This window comes from Paenibacillus athensensis (genome assembly GCF_004514475.2).
Classification (GTDB): domain Bacteria; phylum Bacillota; class Bacilli; order Paenibacillales; family NBRC-103111; genus Paenibacillus_AL; species Paenibacillus_AL athensensis.
Genome location: NZ_MYFO02000009.1, coordinates 14,065 through 37,966, shown reverse-complemented (window position 1 = coordinate 37,966; position 23,902 = coordinate 14,065). Strand labels below are relative to the sequence as shown.

General features: G+C 54.3%; 14 protein-coding genes and 1 other annotated feature. Of the genes, 2 read left to right on the top strand and 12 right to left on the bottom strand.

The genetic code is table 11. The features are described 5' to 3' along the window. Positions 1-87: 87 nt before the first annotated feature. The 11 genes from B5M42_RS16520 to B5M42_RS16470 all read right to left on the bottom strand — a co-directional run bounded on the left by B5M42_RS16520 (position 88) and on the right by B5M42_RS16470 (position 19,035). Positions 88-2,073: a LacI family DNA-binding transcriptional regulator gene (locus B5M42_RS16520; RefSeq protein ID WP_134754001.1), complete on the bottom strand. Its 1,986-nt coding sequence runs from the start codon at positions 2,071-2,073 to the stop codon at positions 88-90. Positions 2,074-2,245: 172 nt separating this feature from the next. Continuing rightward, positions 2,246-3,391 carry an agarase gene (locus tag B5M42_RS16515; protein WP_134753999.1) on the bottom strand — a complete coding sequence of 382 codons (1,146 nt, stop codon included), beginning with the start codon at positions 3,389-3,391 and terminating at the stop codon, positions 2,246-2,248. Positions 3,392-3,430: 39 nt separating this feature from the next. After that, complete coding sequence (locus B5M42_RS16510) at positions 3,431-4,654, bottom strand: substrate-binding domain-containing protein (protein ID WP_134753997.1); 1,224 nt, start codon at positions 4,652-4,654, stop codon at positions 3,431-3,433. Positions 4,655-4,781: 127 nt separating this feature from the next. Beyond that, positions 4,782-5,936 carry a Gfo/Idh/MocA family protein gene (locus tag B5M42_RS16505; RefSeq protein WP_134753995.1) on the bottom strand — a complete coding sequence of 385 codons (1,155 nt, stop codon included), beginning with the start codon at positions 5,934-5,936 and terminating at the stop codon, positions 4,782-4,784. 13 nt (positions 5,937-5,949) lie between these two features. After that, positions 5,950-6,927 carry an ABC transporter permease gene (locus tag B5M42_RS16500; protein WP_134753993.1) on the bottom strand — a complete coding sequence of 326 codons (978 nt, stop codon included), beginning with the start codon at positions 6,925-6,927 and terminating at the stop codon, positions 5,950-5,952. Continuing rightward, entirely contained in the window at positions 6,908-8,404 is a 1,497-nt protein-coding gene (locus tag B5M42_RS16495) for a sugar ABC transporter ATP-binding protein (protein ID WP_209280733.1), read from the bottom strand. The genes B5M42_RS16500 and B5M42_RS16495 overlap by 20 nt, the downstream gene beginning before the upstream one ends. A gap of 72 nt (positions 8,405-8,476) precedes the next feature. Continuing rightward, a complete protein-coding gene (locus tag B5M42_RS16490) occupies positions 8,477-9,640 on the bottom strand; it encodes a levoglucosan dehydrogenase (protein WP_134753991.1) in 1,164 nt (387 codons plus the stop codon). A gap of 52 nt (positions 9,641-9,692) precedes the next feature. Next, on the bottom strand, positions 9,693-10,511 hold the full coding sequence (locus tag B5M42_RS16485) for a sugar phosphate isomerase/epimerase family protein (protein ID WP_134753989.1): 819 nt from the start codon (positions 10,509-10,511) through the stop codon (positions 9,693-9,695). A gap of 36 nt (positions 10,512-10,547) precedes the next feature. Beyond that, a complete protein-coding gene (locus B5M42_RS16480; protein ID WP_167690004.1) occupies positions 10,548-12,527 on the bottom strand; it encodes a LacI family DNA-binding transcriptional regulator in 1,980 nt (659 codons plus the stop codon). Positions 12,528-12,834: 307 nt separating this feature from the next. Then, positions 12,835-14,502, bottom strand: coding sequence for a 2-isopropylmalate synthase (gene leuA, locus B5M42_RS16475; protein WP_134753985.1), 1,668 nt, complete (start codon positions 14,500-14,502; stop codon positions 12,835-12,837). Positions 14,503-14,581: 79 nt separating this feature from the next. Then, positions 14,582-14,845, bottom strand: a binding site (T-box leader). Positions 14,846-14,892: 47 nt separating this feature from the next. After that, positions 14,893-19,035, bottom strand: coding sequence for a discoidin domain-containing protein (locus tag B5M42_RS16470; protein ID WP_134753983.1), 4,143 nt, complete (start codon positions 19,033-19,035; stop codon positions 14,893-14,895). A gap of 399 nt (positions 19,036-19,434) precedes the next feature. On the opposite strand from B5M42_RS16470, the gene B5M42_RS16465 reads away from it, so the two are divergent. Beyond that, positions 19,435-20,193, top strand: a complete 759-nt coding sequence (locus tag B5M42_RS16465) for a cysteine peptidase family C39 domain-containing protein (protein ID WP_167690002.1) — start codon at positions 19,435-19,437, stop codon at positions 20,191-20,193. An 85-nt stretch (positions 20,194-20,278) separates the two neighbouring features. Continuing rightward, positions 20,279-21,529: a hypothetical protein gene (locus B5M42_RS16460; protein WP_134753979.1), complete on the top strand. Its 1,251-nt coding sequence runs from the start codon at positions 20,279-20,281 to the stop codon at positions 21,527-21,529. Positions 21,530-21,624: 95 nt separating this feature from the next. Here the strand turns inward: B5M42_RS16460 and glmS are convergent, their stop codons facing one another. Next, the gene (gene glmS / locus B5M42_RS16455; RefSeq protein ID WP_134753977.1) at positions 21,625-23,454 is read right to left on the bottom strand and encodes a glutamine--fructose-6-phosphate transaminase (isomerizing); all 1,830 of its coding nucleotides are present in this window, start codon (positions 23,452-23,454) and stop codon (positions 21,625-21,627) included. Positions 23,455-23,902 lie beyond the last annotated feature (448 nt).

Genomic DNA, 23,902 nt, shown 5'->3' with positions numbered 1-23,902 from the left:
CTTTTCACGCCAATCCGCGGATCCGAGCCGTTCACCTGATAATCTGTTTCCTGCAGCAGACGTTCGAATGCCGATTGTTTGCCGCGCCTACAGCTTTTTGAGCGCCTCCACCACTTGCGCCGGAGCTCTCTCCTTCAGAATATCCTGCCAGCCGATCAGCAGATTATCCACTGTGATTCTCGACGGCGTAACGCCGATGAAGGATGGCACACGCTTGCCAATCAGCGCATTTGCTGCCGCGAGCGCTACGGCTCGTCCCTGATCGTAGGGCCGCTGGGCGCTCAATCCTTTTATCGGGCCTCCCATAGCCATATTCAAGGCTACGTCGACATCGAGATCGGCCGTGACGACTCCAATATCCTCACGGTTCAAATCCCGCAAGGCCTGTAAAACAACCATCGCCGGCCCCTCCCAGGAAACGTACAAACCTTCAATCTCGGGATGGCGTTTGATCAGCTCATAGCAAGTATCGAATACCTGACCTTCATTGTAAAAGCTCTCTACAGCAACAAGCTCAATGCCGGCGAATTCGTCCGTCAACACCTGCTCGGCTGCCAAATCCCTTTGCCGGGTGGCAAAGAAGGGAGCGCCGTGGACAAGAAACGCCGCTTTCGTCTTTTGGCGCTCTGTCATATACTCGCCGAGAAGTCTTCCGGCGCTCTGACCATTCTCCCGTTCGTTAACAGACACACAGCTAACGTAATCCTCCCGCTCAAAGCCCTCTGGAACGTTATTGATCAGCACAAGCCGGGTTCCCGTCCGAACAATTTCTTTGTAACTGGACGCCGTACGCTGCTCATCGGTCGGAATACTAATCACTAGATCAGGGTGCATCGTCAATAAAATTTCGTGCTGCTTGTTCTGCAGCTCCGGATCGAAATGGGCGTCCATCACCGCAAGAATCCTGATCCCCAGCTCGGAGAACACATCCTTCATTCCCTTTTCGTGCAGCCGCGCCCACGAGGTACCGGAGTAATGGAACGAGATGGCCGCCGAATAGGAGCCTGCACGTACAAGCTCGATCTCCGCAGGGCTCAACTGCAACGTATCCGGGCTCGCTGAACGCTCGCCAAGCGGCCCTCTGCCGATACATTGCGTCGAATTGCGCACGGTAATTCTGCTGGGCGCCAACCAATCCTTCCCGGCATCGGCCACGCCGTTCATCTTGGCGAGCAGCTTTTCCACACTTTGCTCCCCGATTTCCGCCAGATCGTGCGTAAAGGTCGTAATCGCCGGATTCAGCAGCTCGCTGAACGCAAACTCAGCCAGACTGATCAAGGAAATATCGTCGGGGCATTTCAAATTCATCACACTCATATATTTCAGCAGTTCAGCGGTAATGCTCTCGTCTGCACACACTATGGCCGTCGGTCGATCAGTCCCGGCGAGCAGCGCATCCAGCCCCTTTTTGTTGATCGGCTCCAGGGAATCCACAGCTACGACCAGCTCGGGATCATGCGTTATCCCGCCGCGCCACAGCGCCTCCTCATAGCCCGCCAGAAACTGCTGGTGCATGCTGCCGCTGTCCGGCCTGCCAAACCAGCAGATGCGTTCATGCCCGCATTTGATCAAATGCGCTGTGGCTTGCGAAGCACGCTCCCGATAATCGATGATCACGCCGCCTGTCCCTTCCGCATGCAGCCGCTGCCCGATGACGACCGTCGGGATAGTCAAGCCCTTGAGCTTCCAAACATCCTCTGCCCGGTTCGGGTCGGGAATAACCATCAGACCGCCCGGCTTCTCCAGCCGGATATATTCATGGACCAAGCCCTTGTTGCATGGACTGATCACCGCAAGCTTGTATTCGTGCCGCAGCGCACCGGCCTGCACGCCTCGAAGAATCGATATATAGCCGACATGCTCCAGATTTTCGACGAGACAGAGCAGAACGTCGGATTTCAACGTCTTCAAGTTGCGCAGCAAAAAACCTGGCGCCCCCTCCGCTTCATTGATAACCTTCATCACCTTCTCGGTCAGCTCGGGGCTAACATAGCGGGTCTTGTTGACAACGTGGGACACCGTCGCAATCGAGACGCCCGCTTGTTTGGCGATTTCCTTGATATTCAGCTTCATTGTCCACGCACCATTTTACGTAAATTTGATTGCCTGTCTCAGATATATCACTTGAAACAGCCCAGGTCAATACCGATGACGGATACGAAAATGCGGATCGGAACCTTTCGGATCTCATGCAAGAAAAACAGGCGATAACAGAAACTCCCGTCATCGCCTGTCTACTTGGATATTAGATATGATCGTACACCTTCCGGTTAAACTCGCGAACCGGATCGACGAACTCTTGATATGGCTGATCGAACGGGTCCTTGATCCCCCAACCTCTGGCTTTGTTCTCCAGATGCGCGCACCAGTGCCAGCCGATGAACCAGGGCTCATGGAGCACTTTGCCGATCGAGCGGGTGTAATCTGCCCCTCGCTCTCCCTGCGACTTCAAATCGCTGACGCGGTTCGGATTCATGTGCGTCGCACACCAATTGCCGATGTCGGCAATGAGCACCGGCTTGCCGGTCAGCTCGGACCAGCGGGCCAGGTCGTTCTTCATCTTCTCATGCGCTTCATCCGTGCTTGCAGGAAAATATTGAACGGACAGCACGTCAACATAAGGCTTCATCGCTTGCAGCACGATTTCGGGAATACCTTTATCGCCGTTATAACGATCGCCGAGAATGAGATGATTGGGATCATACTTACGAATATATTTCGTAATGGTATCGTAGTACTTCGTAGCGATATCGAACAGCTTGTCATCGAACTCCTGACCCTTCAGATGCTCCATCCCCTGGAAGAAGCGGCCGCTGGCATGAGGAATCCAGCCTGGGATATCGACCAGGAAGTAGCCGATCAGATTTTTGCTGTCCTTGTGCTCGTGGCAGACCGCACGGGCCAGATAATCGCAATATTTGTCAAAGTCCGGGGAGTAGACGTCACGGTAATTCGGGAAGCCGTTCCAGTCTTCAATCTCCTGAACGCGAATTTGTACACAATAAGGCATGTTCGCCAGCTTGTAGTCCTGCGCCGCCCAGCCGCTGGAGTGGCCGAGATCGACCGGGTCGCCGAACCAGTCCAGGGCAACGCCCCAATCGCCGCTGATGTAGTCGGCTGTCCAGCCGATCGTGTTGAAGCCCCAATCCTTCAGATCATGAACGAGGCCCTGAATCCAGTTCTGGCGGGAGCCGTATTTTTTCTCCCAAATTTCAATATTGTGATCGTACTTCAGGTTCGTCTCGTCCGCATGGTTTACGCCAACTGTAATAAATGGGTAGCCGTCAGGATCGACAAGGAACCATCTTTCTTCTGTTTTCTCCAGCCGGAAAAAACCGGTCGCTTGAAATTGGCGTTTCGTCGTGCCGCCGTAGAAATCGAGGTTTGCCATCGAAATACACTCCTTTATTCAATTAGTTAGTCACTATGATCACTTCGCCGCCGCGTCAGTCAGCTCTTTCGGAGGGTCCTGATGATAGACGCGCTTCCATGCGTCCAATACATTGCTTTTATCCGTAGGAATACCGTTCATCACGATAAACGGCGGGATTTCCTTGCCCAGCGCTGTCAGTGCAGCCGCTTTTGCTTCCGCTACGCCGGCGTCATATACCGTTTGCGCGCCAAGCCCTTTGATCAGACCGCCTTTGGCCAGCTCGATCGCGACGTTTTTGCCAAGGTCAATTGTGGTGATGATCAGATCCTTTTCGCGACCGGCGTTGCGGGCAGCCGAGATGATGCCTTCGGCCGGCACGTCCCACACACCCCAAATGGCCTGAACATCGGAATGCTTCAGCAAAATGGCGGAAGCTGCTTTCTCGGCATCACCGGCAAAATCGGGTCCAGCGATCCCCTGCGCCTCGACAATCTTGATATCCGGGTACTGAGCCATAACCGTTTTAAACGCATCATAACGAATCTTCGTCGTTGGGAAGTCGGCATCGTGGTACACCACAGCAATATTGCCTTTGCCCTTCAGTTCCTTCGCGATGTAGTAAGCGGCGGTAGCGCCGTTTGCATAATCATCGGGCGATACGATGGTTGAATAGTCTGTGCCCGCCTTCAGTCCGTCTGCTGCCTGATTCATGAACACAATCTTCACGCCGGCTTCGGCAGCTTTTTTGTAGATTGGCGCTGTGGCTACCGTATCTGTCGGGATGGTCACCAGAACAGTCGGTTTTTTGGCCAAAATCGTTTCAATATCCGAGGTTTGCTTCTCCGGCTTGAAGTTGGCGTCGGTTACCGCAACCACTTCGATGCCCATTTTGGCGAATTGCTCCTTCAATGCATTGACCTGCGTCGTCGACCAGTCGTTCCCCATGTACTGCATGGAAATCGCCGCTGTAACCTTCTTATCCTTGAGCGCCTGAATGTCGGCGTCGGTCAATTCCAACGCGGCTGCGGAAACCGGCTCTTCGCCGTTTGGCCCTTTCGTCAGCACCTGCGTGGCCAATTTGGCCAGCTCGGCCGCCGGGTCAGGCGCAGTCGTCTGGGCGCCCTCCGCCTTAGGCGCATCTGTAGAGCCCGCTTCCGTTGCTGCAGCCGTTTCCGAAGGCTTACTTCCCGTATCTCCATTGGATGAGCCGCAAGCTGTCATAGCGACCAGCATAATGATCAGGACCAGTCCTGCAAGTACGCGATTCGATCTGATTGTCATCGCTTATTTCCCCTTTGTCTTGTTTTTTATTATTCTCTGCTTGGTTTCTCCACATTCCGATTACGCTTGGGCGTGCATTTGATCTGCCGGTTGGTTCATCGCATCCCTCCCGCGTGAAATTCACTTGCTAACGAAGCTGCTCCACCGACTGCCAGGTGCCGGTTTCGGCACTGCGTATCATCGCGTCGATGATCAGCATGAGCTGATAGCCATCCTTGAATGAGGCCACGGAATCCGATATAGCTTTTCCTTCAGACATAACGCCCGCATAAAAGTGATGCATCATGTTCTTGAGGCTTTCCGTCCATCCTTCTTCATGACCGCCGGGATAATGCAGGAACGGCAACGCCTCCTTCTTGAGCAGGCTTGGATCGCGAAGCACCGTCTGGCTTGGCTGATCGCGGTAGCCCACCCGCAGCTTGAACGACTCCTCTTGCTCCCAGCTGCCCGACGCCTTTGCGCCATCCACATTAAGCTCCAACGCATTCTTATAGCCCGCCGACACCTGGGATACCGTGAACACGCCGCTGGCGCCATTCTCGAATTTCACCAGCACCGAGCAGTAATCCTCAGTGGTCACCTCGACCGGCTCAAGCTCCGCCGTTTGTCCCGACTGGAACGTCTGGACACTGCCGATCGGCTTGAAGCGCCGCGGAACGAGAATCGCCTTGTCGGCCAGGACCTCGCGGATGCGCAGTCCCGTCACATATTGGGCCAAATCGAACAGATGCGAGCCGATGTCGCCGATAGCCCGAGTTTGACCGCCGTAAGCCGGCTCAATCCGCCAGTTGTAGTCGGTATCGTAAAGCAGCCAGTCCTGCAGATAATGCCCCCGCACGATGCGGATATCGCCCAGATCGCCGTCGCGCACCATCCCTTTCAGATGCTGAACCATCGGGAATTGACGGTAGTTAAAATTGATCCCTGTAACCAGCTTGCGTTCCTGAGCCAGCAGATACAGCTCCTTCGCCTCGTCGCTCGTCAGCGTCAGCGGCTTCTCCGAGAGTAAATGCTTGCCGTGCAAAAGCACCTGCCGGTTGATTTCATGATGAAGATGATTGGGCGTACAGTTATGAATCACCTGAATATCCGGGTCGGCCAACAGCTCCATATAGTTGTCCGTTGCCCGCGGGATATGCAGCGCCGCGGCGGCTTCCGCTGCCTTGCGCGGGTCGTCCTGCGCTACGGCCGCAATCTCGACGAAGCCGAGTCTGCGAATGGCTTCAATGTGGGCTTGGCCGATGAAGCCCGCGCCCAGTATGGCCGTTTTCACTTTGTTCATTGCCATCGCCTCTCTATGACTTGGTTATCGCTTTGCGGCCGAAAGCCACGGCCAGAATAATGATCAGCCCTTTGACGATCATTTGCTGGCTCACGTCAAGCCCCATGATAATTAATCCATTGTTGACCGTACCGATCATCAGCGATCCGATGACCGTACCGACTACCGTGCCGACGCCGCCAAACAAGCTGGTCCCGCCGAGAATAACGGCAGCAATGACTGACAGCTCGTCGCCTTCTCCAAAGGTATAGCGACCGGAATGCATACGTCCGGCATACAGCATGCCGGCCAGACCAGCCGCCATCCCCGAACCGATCATGACATACAGCTTCGTACGCGCTACATTTACGCCGGAGAATCTGGCGGCATGCTGATTGCCCCCTACGGCAAGCGTTTTACGCCCGAAGGTCGTTTTTTTCAAAAGCACATGGCCTGCGGCAACGATAATCACGGTCCAAATCAACAAGACCGGGATGCTGCCAATATCGCCGGAGCCGAAAGCAAACACATACGATTCGCTCTGAATCGGCACCGGAGCCGTCTTGGTGATCCACATCGCCAACCCCTTTGTGACCCCCATCATCCCAAGCGTTACAAGGAATGAAGGAATCACAACCTTGGTTACGAGCAGTCCGTTGATCAAGCCGATTATCGTGCCGGAACCCAGACCCGCCACCAGCGCTCCGGGAATACCGAAGCCTGCTTTCAGTGCAAGCGCCGTCGTCAGTGACGACAATGCGGCGATGGAGCCGACCGACAGATCGATTTCCGCTGCGGTTATCACGAAGGTCATCGCCACGCCCACGATGGAAATAATCGCCGTCTGCCGGGCGATATTCAGCAGATTGTTCGCCGACAGGAACCCGTCGCTGCCAAGCACGATCGAGAAATAAATCAGAACGCCGACGAACGCGATATAAACGATGTATTGCCGCCAGTTGAAAGTCCGTATGGCCAAGGCCGGCTTGGCGTTAAGTTCCTTGGATTGCATGCTGCAGATCCTCCTCCGTATGAATGTCCTCACGCATGAACTGTTTGATCACCCGACCGTCGCGGAAGACGAGTATCCGGTCGCTGACCGCCAGCAGCTCCGGCATTTCCGAAGACACCAGAATCATACTTTTGCCCTCGTCCGCCAGCTCCCGCACCCGGTCGATAATTTCGATCTTGGCCTGGATATCGATGCCGATTGTCGGCTCGTCCAGCATGATGATGTCCGGCTCGTTGGCGAGCCATTTGGCGAACACGATCTTCTGCTGATTGCCACCCGATAATAGCCCCGATGTCTTGTAGATCGAATCTGTTTTGATATTCAACCGGGCCACCCAATCCTGAGCGATGCTTCGGCCCTTGGCCTCTTCCACGATCCCGCCGCTGGCAATCTTCACAATTGAAGGCAGCAGAATGTTATCCTTGACCTGATGATGAAGCACCAGCCCCTGCACCCTGCGGTCCTCGGGAACAAGCGCAATGCCGCGATTCATCGCGTCTTGCGGAGAACGAATGCGCGAAGGCTTGCCGTTGATGAGAACTTCACCTTCCGTAATCGGATCGATCCCGAACAGCGCCCGCAGCGTCTCGGTGCGTCCGCTTCCCATCAAGCCTGCAATCCCCAGCACTTCCCCACGCTTGAGTTCAAAATGGACACCGTTTACACGATTGTGTGTTTTCAGATTGCGAACCTCCAGCACCACCGATCCGTCGGATACGCCCTGCCGCGGCTTCCATTCAAACTTCTCCAGATTTTTGCCGGCGATATACTGCACAAGCGTCTCCATATCCAGCTTCTTCGTATCCTCGGTAATGACATGCCGTCCGTCCCCCATGACCGTTACCCGATCACAGATTTGGAAAATCTCTTCCATTCGATGAGAGATGTAAATAATGGAGATTCCTTTCTCCTTCAACCTTTCGATAAAAGCGAACAAAATCTCCGTCTCCCGCTTCGTCAGCGAGGAGGTCGGCTCATCCATGATCAGGATGCTGGACTCCTTCGAAAGCGCTTTGGCGATTTCCGTCATCTGCCAGTAGCCGACGCCAAGCTCCGCAACGGTCGCATCCGGCCGCATCTCCACGTCCAGCTCCTGGAGCAGCTCCCGAGTCAGCCGCACGCACCGGGCATCGTCGATAAAACCAAGCTTCGTCCGCGGTTCCCTGCCCAGAAAGATATTCTGCGCGACCGTCAGGGTCGGAATCAGGCTGAATTCTTGAAAAATCATCGAAATTCCTTGCCGCTCCGCATCCTGCGTCGTTCTGATCTGCACCTCGGAGCCGTTCAGCTCGATACGGCCCTCATCCAGCCCGTACACCCCGGTCAAAATCTTCATCAGGGTCGACTTCCCCGCCCCGTTGCCGCCCATCAAGGCGTGCACTTCGCCTTTTCGCAGCTCGAAATGCACATCATGCAGCACTTGAATGCCGTTAAACGATTTTGAAATATTCCGCATCTGCAAAATTGGCGTTTCCACGTGTAGTCCCCCCTTGTCAAGCTGGGCCAATGCGAACAAGCCGCTTCGGCCCTCGCCTGTGCAAAGCCTGCCCTAGATCGTTTTCACCCATTGCCGGGTATTGGCCGATTCGATCATCGCATCCGCAATAACAGCAATCCGGTAACCGTCATAGAAGTTCGGCGAAACCTCGGTATCGTTCACAATGGAAGCAATAAAATCATGGGCCTCGATGATTTTCGTCTCGGTATAACCGATGCCCAGCGCAGGAATCGGCCAGAGCGCCTCGCCATACGGATGCGCCGGCCCCGTGTACACCGTGCGGAAGCCTCTGCGGTCCCCCGGATCGCTTGAAAAGCATACCTGCAGCTCATCGCGGCGCTCATAGTTGAAGTAAACAGAGCCCTTTTCGCCGTGAATCTCAAAGGTAATGAAATTGTTGCGGCCCCAGGCATTGCGCGTTGCCTCCAGACTGCCAACTGCGCCGTTCTCGAAGCGCAGGAGCGAGCTGATTTCATCGTCGACATCAACCGCTTCCTTCTTCACCTCTCCGCCGAGCTTGACCGTGCCCAGCTTGTCAACACCACCGGCTTGTACCGGCCGTTCCTTGATCCAGGTATTGGCCGTAGCCATCACCTCGGCGATTTCCCCGACCAGATACCGGGCAATATCGATCACATGGGTGCCGATATCGCCCAGCGCGCCAGAGCCGGCAATCGCCTTGCGGAACCGCCAGGACAACGGAGAGTTCGGATCGGCCGACCAGTCCTGCAAATACGTGCCGCGGAAGCTAAGAATAGCGCCCAACGCGCCTTCCTCAATATACTTTTTCGCCAGCGCAATCGCCGGGGTACGACGATAGTTAAAAGCGACCATATGCTTGACCCCTGCTTCGCGCACCGCCTCCCACATCCGCTTGGACTCCTCGGCCGTCCGGGCGAGCGGCTTCTCGCAAATAATATGCTTGCCGGCCTTGGCCGCTGCAATCGCAATATCCGCATGTGAATCGTTTGGCGTCACAATGTCGATGATGTCGATCGTCGGGTCCTCGATAACGCTTCTCCAGTCCGAGGAATACGATTCGAAGCCATAGCGGGCTGCTGCCGTCCGCGCCATATCGTCGTTAATGTCGACGACCGTCTTCCGATAAGGGATCGCAGGAGCCGGCCAGAAGAACATCGGCATGCCCGCATACGCAATCGAATGCGCCTTTCCCATGAAACCTCCGCCAATCATTGCTACATTTAAAGTACGCATGTTTGTCATCCACCTTTTTTATGTTGTAGTAGCCGTTCTTTCACCGAACCGTTTACTCGCCGATTTGCAGTTGCTCACGCAGATATCTGTTACTGATGCCGGCAGCTTGCAGCGGATTCTCATGGCTGTCCAACTCAACGGTAATCCAGCCGTCATAATGCATCTCGCGCAGCACCGCGGTCATTTCATCAAAGCGCTGATGTCCTTCGCCCAGCGGCAGAAAGCGGCCGTTGGCATAATCCTTGTAGTGCACGTAGCGAATGCGATCCGCATAAGTTCGAATCACCTCTACCGGGTCGGAGCCGCCTGCCTCCAGATGTGCCGTATCCGGGCACAAGCAGATCGAGGTCAGCTTCATAAGACGTGTTAACTGCTCGGGCTTTTCGATCAGGGAGCCCAAATGGGGATGATAGCTGGCAACCAGACCCCAGCGTTCCGCTATCGCCTTCACCCGGTCCAGCGCCTTGCCCAAAGCAACATAATCGGATTCGCGAATGCCGCCGGCCCGCAGCGCCCCGCCCCCAATGACCAGATGCTCGGCTCCGGCCTCCGCCGCCAGCTTCGCCACCTGTTCGATCTTGTACAGCTCGTCGTTCAGAATTTCCTCGTAAATAAAGTTGGCTCCCGTATAGACGCCGATCAGCGCCTGTCCGTGCTTATGCAGCAGCTGCTTGAATTCATCGATCCGGCCCGCATACTGCATCAGATTGCCGTCGAACAACTCAATGCCCTGATAACCTGCTTGGGCGATATCGGCTACAGCCTCTTCCGTCGAACCGCCCGCCATATAATAAGCGTCCTTCACCGAAGTGACGCCGCCCGGATGACCGAACACGCCGCCCCAAGTATTCGTTTGATAGCCCAGTTTCATCGATCAAGACCTCCTGATATAAAAATAAATTTCGCACTAGCCCATTTTCAGGGCATGCACCAGTTGCGCGGGAGCACGCTGCTTCACAATATCCTGCCAGCCGGTCAGCAGATTGTCAGTTGTAATCCGGTAAGGGATAATGCCGATAAACGAGGGCACCGACTTGCCCAACAACGCATTGGCTGCCGCCATACCAACCGCCCGGCCTTGATCATAGGGCCGTTGAGCGCTTATGCCCTTGACCGGGCCGCCACGCGCCATATGCAGCGCAACATCAAGATCCAGATCAGCGGTAACGACGCTGATATCCTCCCGTTTCAATTCGCGCAAGACGTGCAGCACGTCCAGTGTCGGCCCCTCCCAGGACACGTACAAGCCTTCGATCTGCGGATAGCGCTTGAGTAGCTCGTAACACTTGTCGAACACACTGGATTCTTTCAGGAATGCGGCCGATGCCACAATCTCCAACTCAGGGAACTCCTCAGACAGCACCTGCTCCGCCGCGGTATCCCGCTGTCGGGTGGCAAAAAACGGCGCCCCGTGCACCAGCAATCCGACATACTTCTTGCCGTGCCGGGTCAGATGCTCGCCAAGCAGCCTGCCGGCGATTTGACCGTTCTCCCTTTCATTGATAGAAACGCAGGTGACAAAATCGTCACGGGCAAAGCCTGCCGGCACATTGTTAATCAACACCAGTTTCGTCCCGGCTTGGACGACCTCACGATAGCCTGGAGCCGTCAAGATTTCATCGGCCGGAATGCTGATCAGCACATCGGGCTTCATCGTCAAAATGCTTGCGTGCTGCTTATTCTGGAGCTCGGGATCGAAATGCGCATCGGTTACGGCGAGAATCTTGACGCCAAACTCCGCGAATACGTCCTTGATGCCCTTCTCGTGCAGCCGGGCCCACGCCGTTCCGGCATAGTGAAACGAGATTGCCGCCGAATACGAACCGGACTTGATTCGTTCAATCTCCAAAGGACTGAGCTGCAAAATATTCGGGCTTGCCGATCGTTCGCCCAGCGGGCCGCGTCCGATACACTGCGTAGACGTGCGAACCGCGATGCGGCTGGCAACCGCTTCGTCCTCCTCGCAGCCGTCTGCGCCGGCAATTTTGCCTAACAGCTTCTCTACGCTTCTTCTTCCCAGCTCCGCCGGATCATGCGCTACCGTCGTCATCGGCGGGCTGAGCATATGGCTGAATTCGAATGCATAGAGACTCAGCAGCGAGATATCGTCAGGACATTGGTAAGGGCTGCTTTTCAGCCATTTCCACATGGCCAAGGTCGCCTGCTTATCGGCACAAATGATGGCGGTCAACGGTTCTTCTTGCGAATCCAGCGCCTTGTTTACTTGATTAGCGGGATCATCTTCGCTCCCAAGCGCAAGGATCAACGGATCGTCAGCCCGGAGACCGTGATCGCGAAGCGCACCCAGAAAACCGGATAAAGCGGCACGATCAGCCCGCCCCTCGGCGGCGGCGTACACGAAACCAATGCCTTCATGCCCGCTGCGAATGAAATGATACGCCGCCTTGTATGCGCTTTCATATTCATCGCGAATCAAATGTCCGCCACCGGCTCCAATCCCTCCGACGCCAATGATCACCGTAGGGAGACTAAACCCCTTGAGCTTGAGAATCTCCGGCTCGCGATAGGACTCCGTCGCCACAATCAAGCCGATCGGCTTCTCCAGCCGAATGTACTCCTGCAGCCCGGCGTTACCGCTGGTGTGCAGGACAACCACCTGCTGTCCGCTCTTGGCCGCGGTCTTCTTGATACTTTGAAGAACCTCTCCATAAAACGGGTCAATCACGCTTTCCATCCAAACGAGAATGGTTGGGGCTTGAACCGCTTTCATATTACGTAAAAGCGTGCCGCCGTGCCCGTCCATTTCGCCAAGCACCTGCAAAACCCGCTCTGTCAATTCCTGACTGACAAATCGCGTCTTGTTCACCACATGCGAGACCGTCGCTACAGAAACCCCGGCTTTTTCTGCAATTTGTTTAATATTCATCGCACTCACCTTGTCGCCGCTTCGCATTTCATAAATTTACGTAAATTATTAACCGGAAACTGAAGCTTTTTGTGTGGTTAACACGATTTATACTCTATTTATATCATGACAAACGATAGTCGTCAATATATTTACGTATATTATTAATAAAACTGAAAAAACCAAGTTTTTAAAGCTGTTTTTCTAACGAAAAGGCATTATTTTCTTCATTTATTTACGTAAATACTAAGCTGTTACATAAAAAAAACCAACCTCATGTGAAGTTGGTTTTCATTCCTGCTGATTTTAAGCTGTATGTTCCTTACCGTTAACTGGTTTTCCGGTTCATCTGGTTGACCGCGCTGAACAGCGCTTTGACCGAAGAGGTCATAATGTCAACGTCGATGCCGCAGCCCCAATAGACGCTGCCATCCGCCGCCGTGATGCCGATATACGAGACCGCTTGCGACTTCGAGCCTGTTTCCAGCGCGTGCTCGCGGTAGATCAAATCGCTGTATTGAATGCCCAGCTCCGTCTGCAGCGCATTGCTGATCGCATCGAGTCGGCCGTCGCCGTTACCGGCGATTTCCTTGACCTCGCCGCCCGAACGGATCGTAACGACCGTTTGAAAATCATCATTGCTCGTAAAGCGGTAATTGACAAACTCAACCGGCGTCTTGATATTGACGTACTCCTGCTGAAAAATGTGGTAGATTTCATCCGGCAACAGCTCCTTTTGCTGCTGGTCGGACACGTTTTTCACGCAGTAACCGAAATTCTCGCGCATTTTTGCCGGCAGATCGAGACCGTATTTTTGCTGCAAAATATACCCGATACCGCCCTTGCCGGACTGGCTGTTGATGCGGATAATGTCGCCCTCGTATTCGCGGCCGATATCCTTCGGATCGATCAGCAGATAAGGCACCGACCAGTGCGCCGGCGTTTCGTCCTCGCGCCATTTCATGCCCTTGGCAATCGCATCCTGATGCGAGCCCGAGAATGCGGTAAACACCAGCTCGCCCCCGTACGGATGTCTTTCGCCTACGCGCATTTTCGTCAGACGCTCGTAAACCGCGATGATCGCCGGAATGTTGGTGAAATTCAGCTTCGGATCAACCCCGTGGGAATACATATTCAGCGCCAGCGTCACAATGTCGACATTGCCGGTCCGTTCGCCATTGCCGAACAACGTGCCTTCCACGCGCTGCGCCCCGGCCAGCATGCCCAGCTCCGCGTCGGCCACGCCCGTTCCCCGGTCATTATGCGGATGCAGCGATACAATCACATGCTCGCGGAAACTCAAATGCTCGCTCATATATTCGATCTGGCTGGCGTACACATGCGGCATCGACATCGACACCGTCGCCGGCAGATTGATGATAACCGGCTGCTCCGCCGTCGGCTGCCACACATCGAGCACACGATTGCAAATCTCCAGCGCAAAATCGATCTCCGTCCCCGTAAAGCTTTCCGGCGAATATTGGAACTGGAAGTTGCCCTCCGTCTCCTCCGCGCATTGCTTCAACAGCTTCGCGCCGCTCACCGCAATGTCGATAATCTCTTCCTTCGATTTGCGGAACACCTGCTCCCGCTGCGCCACCGACGTGGAATTGTACAGGTGGACAACCGCCTTCTTCGTGCCCTTCAGCGCCTGGAACGTCTTGCGGATAATGTGCTCCCGCGATTGGGTCAACACCTGAATCGTCACATCGTCCGGGATCAAATCCTGCTCGATCAGCGTGCGCAGGAAAGCAAATTCCGTCTCCGACGCCGCGGGGAAGCCCACCTCGATTTCTTTAAAGCCGATCTCGACCAGCAATTTGAAGTACTCCAGCTTCTCCTCCAAATTCATCGGCACAATCAGCGCCTGATTGCCGTCGCGCAGGTCCACGCTGCACCAGGTCGGCGCCTCGGTAATATATTCCTTTTTCGTCCAATTCAAGCTCGTTTGCGGCGGCATAAAATAGCCTCTGGCGTACTTTTCCACGTTTTTCATGACAATCCTTCCCTTCATCAAGTTGCTCAGCTCATCTGCCCAAGATCGAACGCGCAAAAAAAGCCTTCCGTCTCCGATTCACAGAGACGAAAGACTTGGACATCTTACGCGGTACCACTCCGAATTCATGCCTTCCGGCATGCGCTCTACGGCTGCTGGCTGCCCGCGAACGGACCCACCACACACCCTCCTGATATAACGGTCAGGCTCCGGCTCGGCCTACTCTAACGGGTTCAGCGAGCAACTCCAAGGCGAGTTCCGATTTCCTCCACGTCTGCTTCGCACCGTCCAGCAGCTCTCTGATCGTTTGGAAAACCGTACTATTCCTTATCAACGTATTCAATATAGGGCAAATATTATAACACCAAGGGCCGATTGTCAAGAGGGGGCTTAGTTGTACACGTTAAACTCCCGGATCGACCACCATTTCGACGCGCTTTCCGTCAGCACCACCTGAATATACCGCGCTGTTTGTGTGGAAAAATCCACGGTCACGACCGGGCCGCTGCCCGCTCCGGCAGCAACCGCACTTCCCCAGCTCGATCCGTCGCCGGAGACATACACCTCGTAGCCGCGTGCATAGTCGTTATTGTTGCCGGTCGAGTCCATCACAATCCGCCGGAAGCTTTGCGCCGCTTGCAGATCGACGATGATGGAGTGGCCTGCGGCCATATTTTTGCCCGTTGTCCAACGCGAAGACATATCCCCGTCAAAAAGATTCCCCGGCGTGCCGTTCACCGGGTTCGTCACCGCCGTCCAGCCGCTGCGCGCCAGCGCGGTATACGTTCCTCCGCTTCCCGGCGTCGTCACACTAACCGTGTTGCTGGCCGCCGAGGCATTGCCGGCCGCATCCCGCGCTTTGACGTAGTAGCTGTAGGACGTTGCTGCGGCAAGCCCCGTGTCGTTGTAAGACGTCGTCGCGGAAGTGCCTACCTGCGTGCCGTTGCGGTAGATGTCATAGCCGCTGACGCCCACATTATCCGTCGAAGCCGTCCAGCTCAAGCTCACCTGACTGCTCGACACCGCCGTCGCCGCCAGATTGGCCGGAGCCGTCGGCGCCACGTTGTCCACGACCGGCTGCATGACCGACGCGTTCGCATACCCCGTCGCCGCAACCTCGATCGCATACGTCTTCGCGGCCGTAAATACGGATGCGCCAAACGTAATTTTACCCGCCGTCACCGCATATTGTCCCGCGCCCAGGACCGTTCCGTCCACCTTGACCGTTTGAATCGCCGTGCGCCATGCCGCGTTATCTGCAAACGTCACCGCAATCGACTGGCCGACATTATTTTGCGTCGCGCTTGCCGTCAGCGACGGCGGCGTCAACAGCGACCCGGCCTGCGGGTTCACCTTCACCAGCGACTTGGCCGCCACGGTAGCCGAGCCGGTCGTTCCCGCCGCATTGCGGAACGTCACCGTCACCGGACTGCCCGTCGGATTCCAGACGATCGCGCTGTAGGCGGAGCCGTTTTTATACACACTTGCACTCGCCCCGCCCGTCGCCCAGATGTCCTTGGTCCGCTGCCCGAGCGTCGCCATATTGTGGACAAACCAATACGTATTGGCGATGGCATCCTTTTGCATATTCGCCGTACTCCATTTATTCAGCACCGCCTGCGTGTCGCTCAGCGACTGAATCGGCCAGATCGTGTGATACCAGCCGGTTTCCGGCCCGCCGTTATCGGCCACCAGCCCGCTGTACAACCCCGCGGCCTTGCTGGTGTCAAACCCGTAGCTCGTCAAATATTCCGCAGTCGGCAGCCAGTGAATTCCGTACACATGATACGGCACCGCACTGAAAAACGTCCCGAAATTAATCGCGCTGCCATACACCTGCCCGACCGTTTTATGCGTATAGCCCGGCAGCCACGTATCTTGATCATAGTTGAACCAGTATTGCTCCACAGCCTTCAGCTCTGTCGTAAACCCGTAAATACCGGCATCGCGGTACGCCTTATTTCCCGTCGTCAACCCCCACAAATATTCAGCCACCCAGCTATATAACGCTTCGCCCGCAGCCTCCTGATTGTTCCCGTTGGCATTATCGCCGTAACCGCCGGCCCAGGAATGACCCTCATACGGATCAAAATGACGGAAAAACGGATACTGCGCATCCGTCTTCGAAGGATTCGCATAATCGCGGATCAGCTGCTCCACCATCCCGCCGTACTGATTCTTGAAATCCGCATCGTACATCGCCAAAATCGTCGACGCAAACACGAAATACCCGTCCGTAAAATGATGATCCGTAAAGCTCGCCGAATTCGAGCTGTAATCGCTATGCTTGTAATACAGCGTGCCCCAATCGGGATTATAGGCCCAATAATAATCATCGCTCGAAGACCCATACGTATACCAATCCAGCAAAATCGACTTGATCCGGCCCACAAACAAATTCTTGTACGACTCATTTCCGATCTGATCGGCCATCAGCGCCCCCATGGCCAGCGGCTGCAGCTTCTTCCCTTCCCAATACGCATCCTTTTGCATGAGATTCTTGCTCGTTTCCGAATCCAGCGTCGCCAAATAAGACAGCAGCGTCTGGCGCGAATACGTCGAATCCCCCGGCTCCGTAAACTGCGGCACCACCCCATAAAACTTGTTCACGGTTGTAAACATATTCCCTTCCGTCACCTTCAACAACCCGCGAATCGACGGATACGTCACTCCCGTCAACGGCGTCGTCGTAAGCTTCCATTGATGCGGCAGCTGCGCCATCAGCGTCGTATTGGCAAAACCGTTCCTTTTCAGACTCGTCGTCGCCTTGAAATTCGTCGTCACATCCGCAGTCGCCTCGTTAAAACTGTACGTCACCTGCGTATCGGTCACAAAAGCATAACCGTGCTGATAAAAATAATTCAGCTCCGCCGTCCCCGGTAGCGCCGCCAAGGACAAATACGTCTGCCCCCCGCCCAGCTGCAGCTTCAGCTTCACCCCGGCCCGCGTAAACACCGTACCCGGCGGCGCAAACAGCCCGTAATACCGCTTCACGATCGAAGGCGTCGGCGCGCCGTCCGTATTCGTGACTTCCACCCCAATATGATCGCCCGTCCAGGGAACCCCGTCCGTCGTCAGCACCGTATGATTGCTATCATCGAAAAACCGCACCGCATTCGGTAAAAAAAGCTCAGGCGACGCCGGGTCGCTAAACTCCGCATATAAATACGGCGAGCCCTTCACAATCGTCGTTTTCATCTTATCGACCGCATTATCGCTCAGCGCCACATTCACCGACCAGTCGCCGTAGCCCGTCACCCGGTTTACCAGCGTGTCCCACGACATATTGCTCGCCGACAAATAAAAGTCGGGATTGCCTGCCGCGGTTTGCCCGTTGCCGTCCGTCTTCAGATATCCCGCTCCCGGCGTCAGCACCCCGAGCCCTTGCTTGGCATACCTGAGCTTGAGCGGCAAAGCGACAATCCCGCTGCCGAACGGATCGACCATCAGCGAGGTCCACCAATCGTTCGACGGAATCGGCGATGAGGTCACATTGGCCGATGCATAGTTCGGATACCGCGGCTGGCGAATCGACAGATCGTTCACCGCATAGCTGCCCTGCCCCGACGTCACCGTGGAAATGACGGGAAGCGCCGGAATCGTATAGCTCGGCTTAGGATCGCCTGTCACATAATCATAGGCCTGCAGCTCGGCAATCGAATACCCGTTGCCCGACATCGCCACAATGCCCTTCATCCTCACATAACGGCCACTGGCATACATAGGCAGATTCAGCGTCTCACCCGTGCTGTGCAGCTCGCGGTAAACCGTCGTCCAGCTTGTGCTGTCATTGGACACCTGGATATCGAACGTGCGGCCCGGATTACTACCCCATTTCACCACAACCCGTCCCAGCGTGCGCACGCTTCCCAGATCGGCATACAGCCACTCGTCGTCCGTCTCATTCGATGCCCAGCTGCTCGCCCCGTTCCCATCCACCGCATTTGCGGACGGCTGCGCCGCAGAGGAAGCCGTCACCGGGCGATTCAGCGCCACATTCGGGCCCAACGCTGCCGGAGGCGGATTCGCCCCGCCAGTTCCATATACCTCGAACTCGTACAGCGAATTGCCAAACGTCGACTTGCGCTTCGTCGAATACAACCGCACATAGCGGCCGCTCCCCGACACCGCCAGCGTCTCCACACCGCCAGCACCCGCTGCTGTCGTGTAAATCGTCGTCCAGTTGATTTCATCATTGGACACTTGAATACTGTACGCCTTCGAATACGAATTCTGCCAGCGCAAAACAATTTGATCAATCGCCGCAACCGCGCCCAAATCCACATAAATCCACTGCGGATCGGCAAACTCGCTGCTCCAGCGCGACGATAAGTCGCCGTCAAACGCCTTGTCCGCCGTATAACTCGTCCCTTCAACGGACGAAGCAAACGCCGGTCGATTCAGCGAAAGCAAATACGAACCGGCTGCCCTCCCGGTCGTTGGCGGGTACACCGTCACCGCCCCGAACGTAAGCACCACCGCGAGCAGCATCCCTAGCCAGCCGCCCCACCTTTTTTTCCCATAAAGCCTCACATGAAATTCCTCCTTCATAAATCAGATGAAAGCTCCTTCACTGTATCAATTTGATGTATGCGCTTACGAGATCGATTTTTTGTAAATAATAAATTATTTTTACCAGTTTTTATAAGCATACCGAACACGCCTCTGCCGCAAACAGCGCAAAAAGCTCCGGAATCGAGGATAATCCTCCTTCTGGAGCTTCTGCGCGCTTACCTTTTATAAAAAAATACATATATTGTAAAAATATGAATTTTGCAGTATAGTAATCTTTGTAAGCATACTTGGGCGATCACGCGATACGCGCCCCCTCTTGTAGTATGAACTATCCACCTTGTCTGCAACAGACCTGATGCGGATTGAACAGCTGGCCAGCTTTCAATATACAAATGCCAATATGAAAGGATGTTTATTTTGAAAAAGACAAATAAAGCTTTAGGTTTTCTCTTGGCTGTGGGCTTGCTTTCTTCGTTTGTTACTGTTGCCAGCGCAGAGGAGAATAAAGCTGAGAAAGTAGGAGCGGCTCCCTCTGGCGAGCACGTATTGACCCCTGCACAAAATGAGAACTATTTGAAAAGCCTGTCCAAAAGCGATGCCGCAAAAGTCACTGAAAAACTGCGGATCGCCGCCGAGCTCGCGACTCAGGATACCGCAAGAAACGCCACAGCCAAAGCAGCAGCCACCAAAATTTCAATACCCGGTACATTCACCATGTACCAGCAAACGCAAAGTAATTACTGCGTTCCGGCAACATTAAAGAGCATGGTGCAATATCTGGCCGGATCCTCCGATAGCCAGTCTACCATTGCAACCGCTGTGGGGACCGATGCCAGCGGCACAGACCCGACGAAGCTTGCGCCGTACTTAAACGGCAAGCAAAGTAAAGTTTATTATATTTATTCGGCAAGTCCCAGCCAGACAACGATGGTCAACGATTTATATTACGACGTGGTAACGATGCAAGCGCCCGGTTCGATGGGCATTTCGAATCCGACAGGAGCCAATTGGCATTATGCGACCACGGGCCACAGCCTGGTTGTCAACGCCATCTATGACGACAAGTCCAAGATCCAAATCGCCGATCCCCTGGGCGGCACGCAATCCGGCTGGGCCTACTATTATGAAAAAACAGCAGCCGTAGCCAACAGTGTGTGTACACGCGTAGTTTGGTAATCATCTTTCATCATCCAGAGGTGTTTGTTCAGCAAACGCCTCTGGCTTTCAAGCAAACGGCTTTAGCGAAAAGGATGGGTTCGTTTTGAAAAAAATAATCGGTTTGCTAATCTTCGCTCTGCTTTTCATTCTATGCAGTTGTACGGACAATTCCGAGAACACCGAGTTACGCAATTCCCGACAAACCATGACCACCGATACCGCAACCGCCTCGATCTCGAATGAAACCATTTCGATTTATGACATTCATCATGCCAAAATCGGAGAAATCGAGCGCTATGGCATCCTGGTGCTTACCGATGACAGCATCATTTACAATAAAATTCCGACCAAGTCCACCGACTCCATAACCGCAATGGATTACTACCGTTACATCTTTAAAACCAAAGAAAATATTAAACTGGGCACCGTCAACAATTGGGCATACGAAGCCAAATATGACACAACCGTCATTGGCAACTCCTTATATATGTTGGTCACCACGGGTGAAATTTCGGATATTCAAAACAGAACGCTGCACCTGTACAAAGTGGATTTGCTCCATAACACCATGTCCGTTGTTTTTTCGGAACAGGGCGGATTTCCCTACAACACCATGACCGCTGTGGGGAATCAATTATACATCGTCAGAGTACTCGCAACCGGCGGTTCCGAGCTGGACGTATATAACACAGCAACGAACGAACGAAAACTGCTAAAGAAATTTGCTTTCGACGACAAAGCGCATAGCGGAGAAGCGATCCGCCAGATTACCTCTGACGACCATACCATCTCCTTACTCCGTTTGAAAATAGAATCCGGCGGCAAATCATCGTTGTATCTGGACGTCTATGACCATGAGATGAACTTCCTGCGTTCGGTAGACGTATCCACAATTCCAGCCAAATCTACCGACTCGCCAGACAACGAATTGCGTCAAGGCGTCTCCAGCTTTGTCGCTGCCAACGATTATATCTACTATGCAAATTTCAGCATTACCCGATTTTTGGGAAAAATCGAAAAAGACTCCCTACGCTCGATCATGAACGTCAGTCCCGAATTCGAAATGGCTTCGGAATCGATCAAAAACAATACCTCCGGTTTCTTTTATCAATCCTTCAGCCCGAACAATGACCTGTATTTGCTCAATTACATGGACGGCACGCTGCAAAAAGCAACATTTACCGTTGACGACAAACGGTATTATATCATCAACATTGCAAGAGATACCCAGGACCACCTCCTGATCACCATGCGGTATAAAAACCCCGACACCGGCCAGGAGCTGGAGCCCAGATTGTATTATGTGCCTATGTCGGAATTGGAGTTTTCCCCATTTGCCCCGAAGTCGGGCTGACAAGACAAAAAAATCCCGCTGTGGTAAGGAGTTTACCGTAGCGGGATTTTGTATTTATTTTGGTGTTTCGATTATCTGCGTCACCAACAAACCAACTACTCCACCGTCACACTCTTCGCCAAATTCCGCGGTTTATCAACATCGTTCCCGCGCGCCAGCGAAGCATAATACGCCAGCAACTGCAGCGGCACTACCGACAACGCCGGAGCCAGCAGGTCGAGCGTTTTCGGAATGACGAACGTGCTGTCGACCGACTTTTGCAGCTCCTGCTCGCCTTCGACAGCGATGCCAAGCACATTTGCGCCACGCGCTTTGACTTCCTTGATGTTGCTGGCCGTTTTTTCCAGTAGGTCATGCTGGGTGGCCAGCGCAATCACCGGAATGCCCTCTTCGATCAGCGCCAGCGTGCCGTGCTTCAACTCGCCAGCCGGGTAGGCCTCGGAGTGAATGTAGGAAATTTCCTTGAGCTTGAGCGAGCCCTCCAGCGCTACGGCATAATCCGCGCCGCGACCGATGAAGAACAGGTTGTCATGCTTCGCCATTTCCTCGGCCACGGCTTTGATGTCCTCGGCCTTCTCCAGAATCGCTTCCACCTGACCTGGCAGCGCCTTGAGCGCCCCGATGACCTCGCGCACATACTCAGGCGTCTGCGTTTCCAGCACCTGCGCCAAATGCAAGCCGAGCAAATAAAACGCAATCAGCTGCGACGTATACGCTTTGGTCGAGGCAACGGCAATCTCCGGACCGGCCCACGTGACGATCAGATCATCCGCTTCACGCGCTACCGAGCTGCCTACGACGTTCGTAATCGCCAGTACGCGTGCGCCGCAGCGCTGTGCTTCACGCAGAGCCGCCAGCGTATCGGCTGTCTCGCCCGACTGGCTGACGACGATCACAAGCGTATCCTTCGTAATGATTGGCGAACGGTAGCGGTACTCCGAAGCCACATCGGTTTCCACCGGAATACGCGCCAGCTTTTCGATCACATATTTGCCCATCATGCCTGCATGATATGCCGTACCGCAAGCTACAATATGAATACGGCTGATGCCGCGAATCGTGTCGTCGCTCATTTTCAGCTCATTCAGCGTTACCCGGTCGCCCGCTTCGGCAATGCGGCTGCCCATCGTATCGCGATACGCCTTAGGCTGCTCATAAATTTCCTTCAGCATGAAATGGTCAAAGCCGGCTTTTTCCGCCGTCACGATGTCCCAATCGACATGGAATATTTCTCGGGAAATAAAATTCCCCTCCAGCGTCATTAATTCGACACCTTCCCGCGTCAACAGCGCCATTTCGCCATCGTTCAAAATAAACACATTGCGTGTATACTCCAGAATCGCCGGAATATCCGAGCCAATGAAATTTTCACCTTCGCCCAAGCCGATAATCAGCGGGCTCGCCTGACGAACCGCTACCAGCCGGTCCGGCTCATATTCCGTCAGAACGCCCAGCGCAAAAGCACCCGTAATCCGCTTCACCGCCATCTGTACAGCCTTAACGATATCACCATCATACAAATCAGCGATCAGATGCGAAATGACCTCTGTGTCCGTTTCCGATACGAAACGGTGGCCTTTCGCTGTCAGTTCTTCCTTCAGCGTCAAATAGTTCTCGATAATTCCGTTATGCACCACGGAAAACTTTGAGGAATTGTCCGTATGCGGATGCGAGTTCACATCCGACGGTTTGCCGTGCGTCGCCCAACGCGTATGTCCGATACCGATCGTGCCCTCCAGCGGAGCTCCCTCCAGCTGCGATTCCAGGTTGGCGATCCGCCCCTTGGCTTTTTTAATTTGCAAACCGTCCGCTGTGTATACAGCTACACCCGCCGAATCATACCCGCGATACTCCAGCTTCTTCAACCCGTCCAGCAAAATCTGCTGCGAATTCCGTTTCCCGATATACCCTACGATTCCACACATAATGTCTAGCCTCCATGTTTGAATAAGCCTGTTTTTCAAGGCTTTTTTCGCAAATTTGCATTCCCGTTCGCAGGCGAACCGCACGTGATTCCCCGCCGTAATCATCTATAATGGCCGATCCTATAAGTGCATGACAAAAAAACAACGATGCCGGACTCTTGTTCGCTCAGTCGCCCAAGCGGTTTGCTGTCCTGCTTAACGGCACTCATCTGCATGCCGGAAGGTCCCCGCCGAAAATTCGAACACCTTCACCTCGTCAACTCGCCGATTCCGATATAACTCCGTCCCGTCCGCGAGTTCTGGCGCTTAACTTACCGTCCAACCTCTACCCTACCTTTCCTTCCAGAGTCATCTTGCCCCGCTTTCATGAAAATTTCATGAAAACATATATTCATCTTATTCATTTTGCCCAGCATGTGCAACTTATTTTTACGCCAATTTCGGAAAA

Coding starts and splice junctions, on each gene's coding strand:
- B5M42_RS16520 (WP_134754001.1), bottom strand. CDS start 2,073: ATGAAGCTGAATATCAAGGAAATCGCCAAACAAGCGGGCGTCTCGATT.
- B5M42_RS16515 (WP_134753999.1), bottom strand. CDS start 3,391: ATGGCAAACCTCGATTTCTACGGCGGCACGACGAAACGCCAATTTCAA.
- B5M42_RS16510 (WP_134753997.1), bottom strand. CDS start 4,654: ATGACAATCAGATCGAATCGCGTACTTGCAGGACTGGTCCTGATCATT.
- B5M42_RS16505 (WP_134753995.1), bottom strand. CDS start 5,936: ATGAACAAAGTGAAAACGGCCATACTGGGCGCGGGCTTCATCGGCCAA.
- B5M42_RS16500 (WP_134753993.1), bottom strand. CDS start 6,927: ATGCAATCCAAGGAACTTAACGCCAAGCCGGCCTTGGCCATACGGACT.
- B5M42_RS16490 (WP_134753991.1), bottom strand. CDS start 9,640: ATGCGTACTTTAAATGTAGCAATGATTGGCGGAGGTTTCATGGGAAAG.
- B5M42_RS16485 (WP_134753989.1), bottom strand. CDS start 10,511: ATGAAACTGGGCTATCAAACGAATACTTGGGGCGGCGTGTTCGGTCAT.
- B5M42_RS16480 (WP_167690004.1), bottom strand. CDS start 12,527: ATGAATATTAAACAAATTGCAGAAAAAGCCGGGGTTTCTGTAGCGACG.
- leuA (WP_134753985.1), bottom strand. CDS start 14,502: ATGAAAAACGTGGAAAAGTACGCCAGAGGCTATTTTATGCCGCCGCAA.
- glmS (WP_134753977.1), bottom strand. CDS start 23,454: ATGTGTGGAATCGTAGGGTATATCGGGAAACGGAATTCGCAGCAGATT.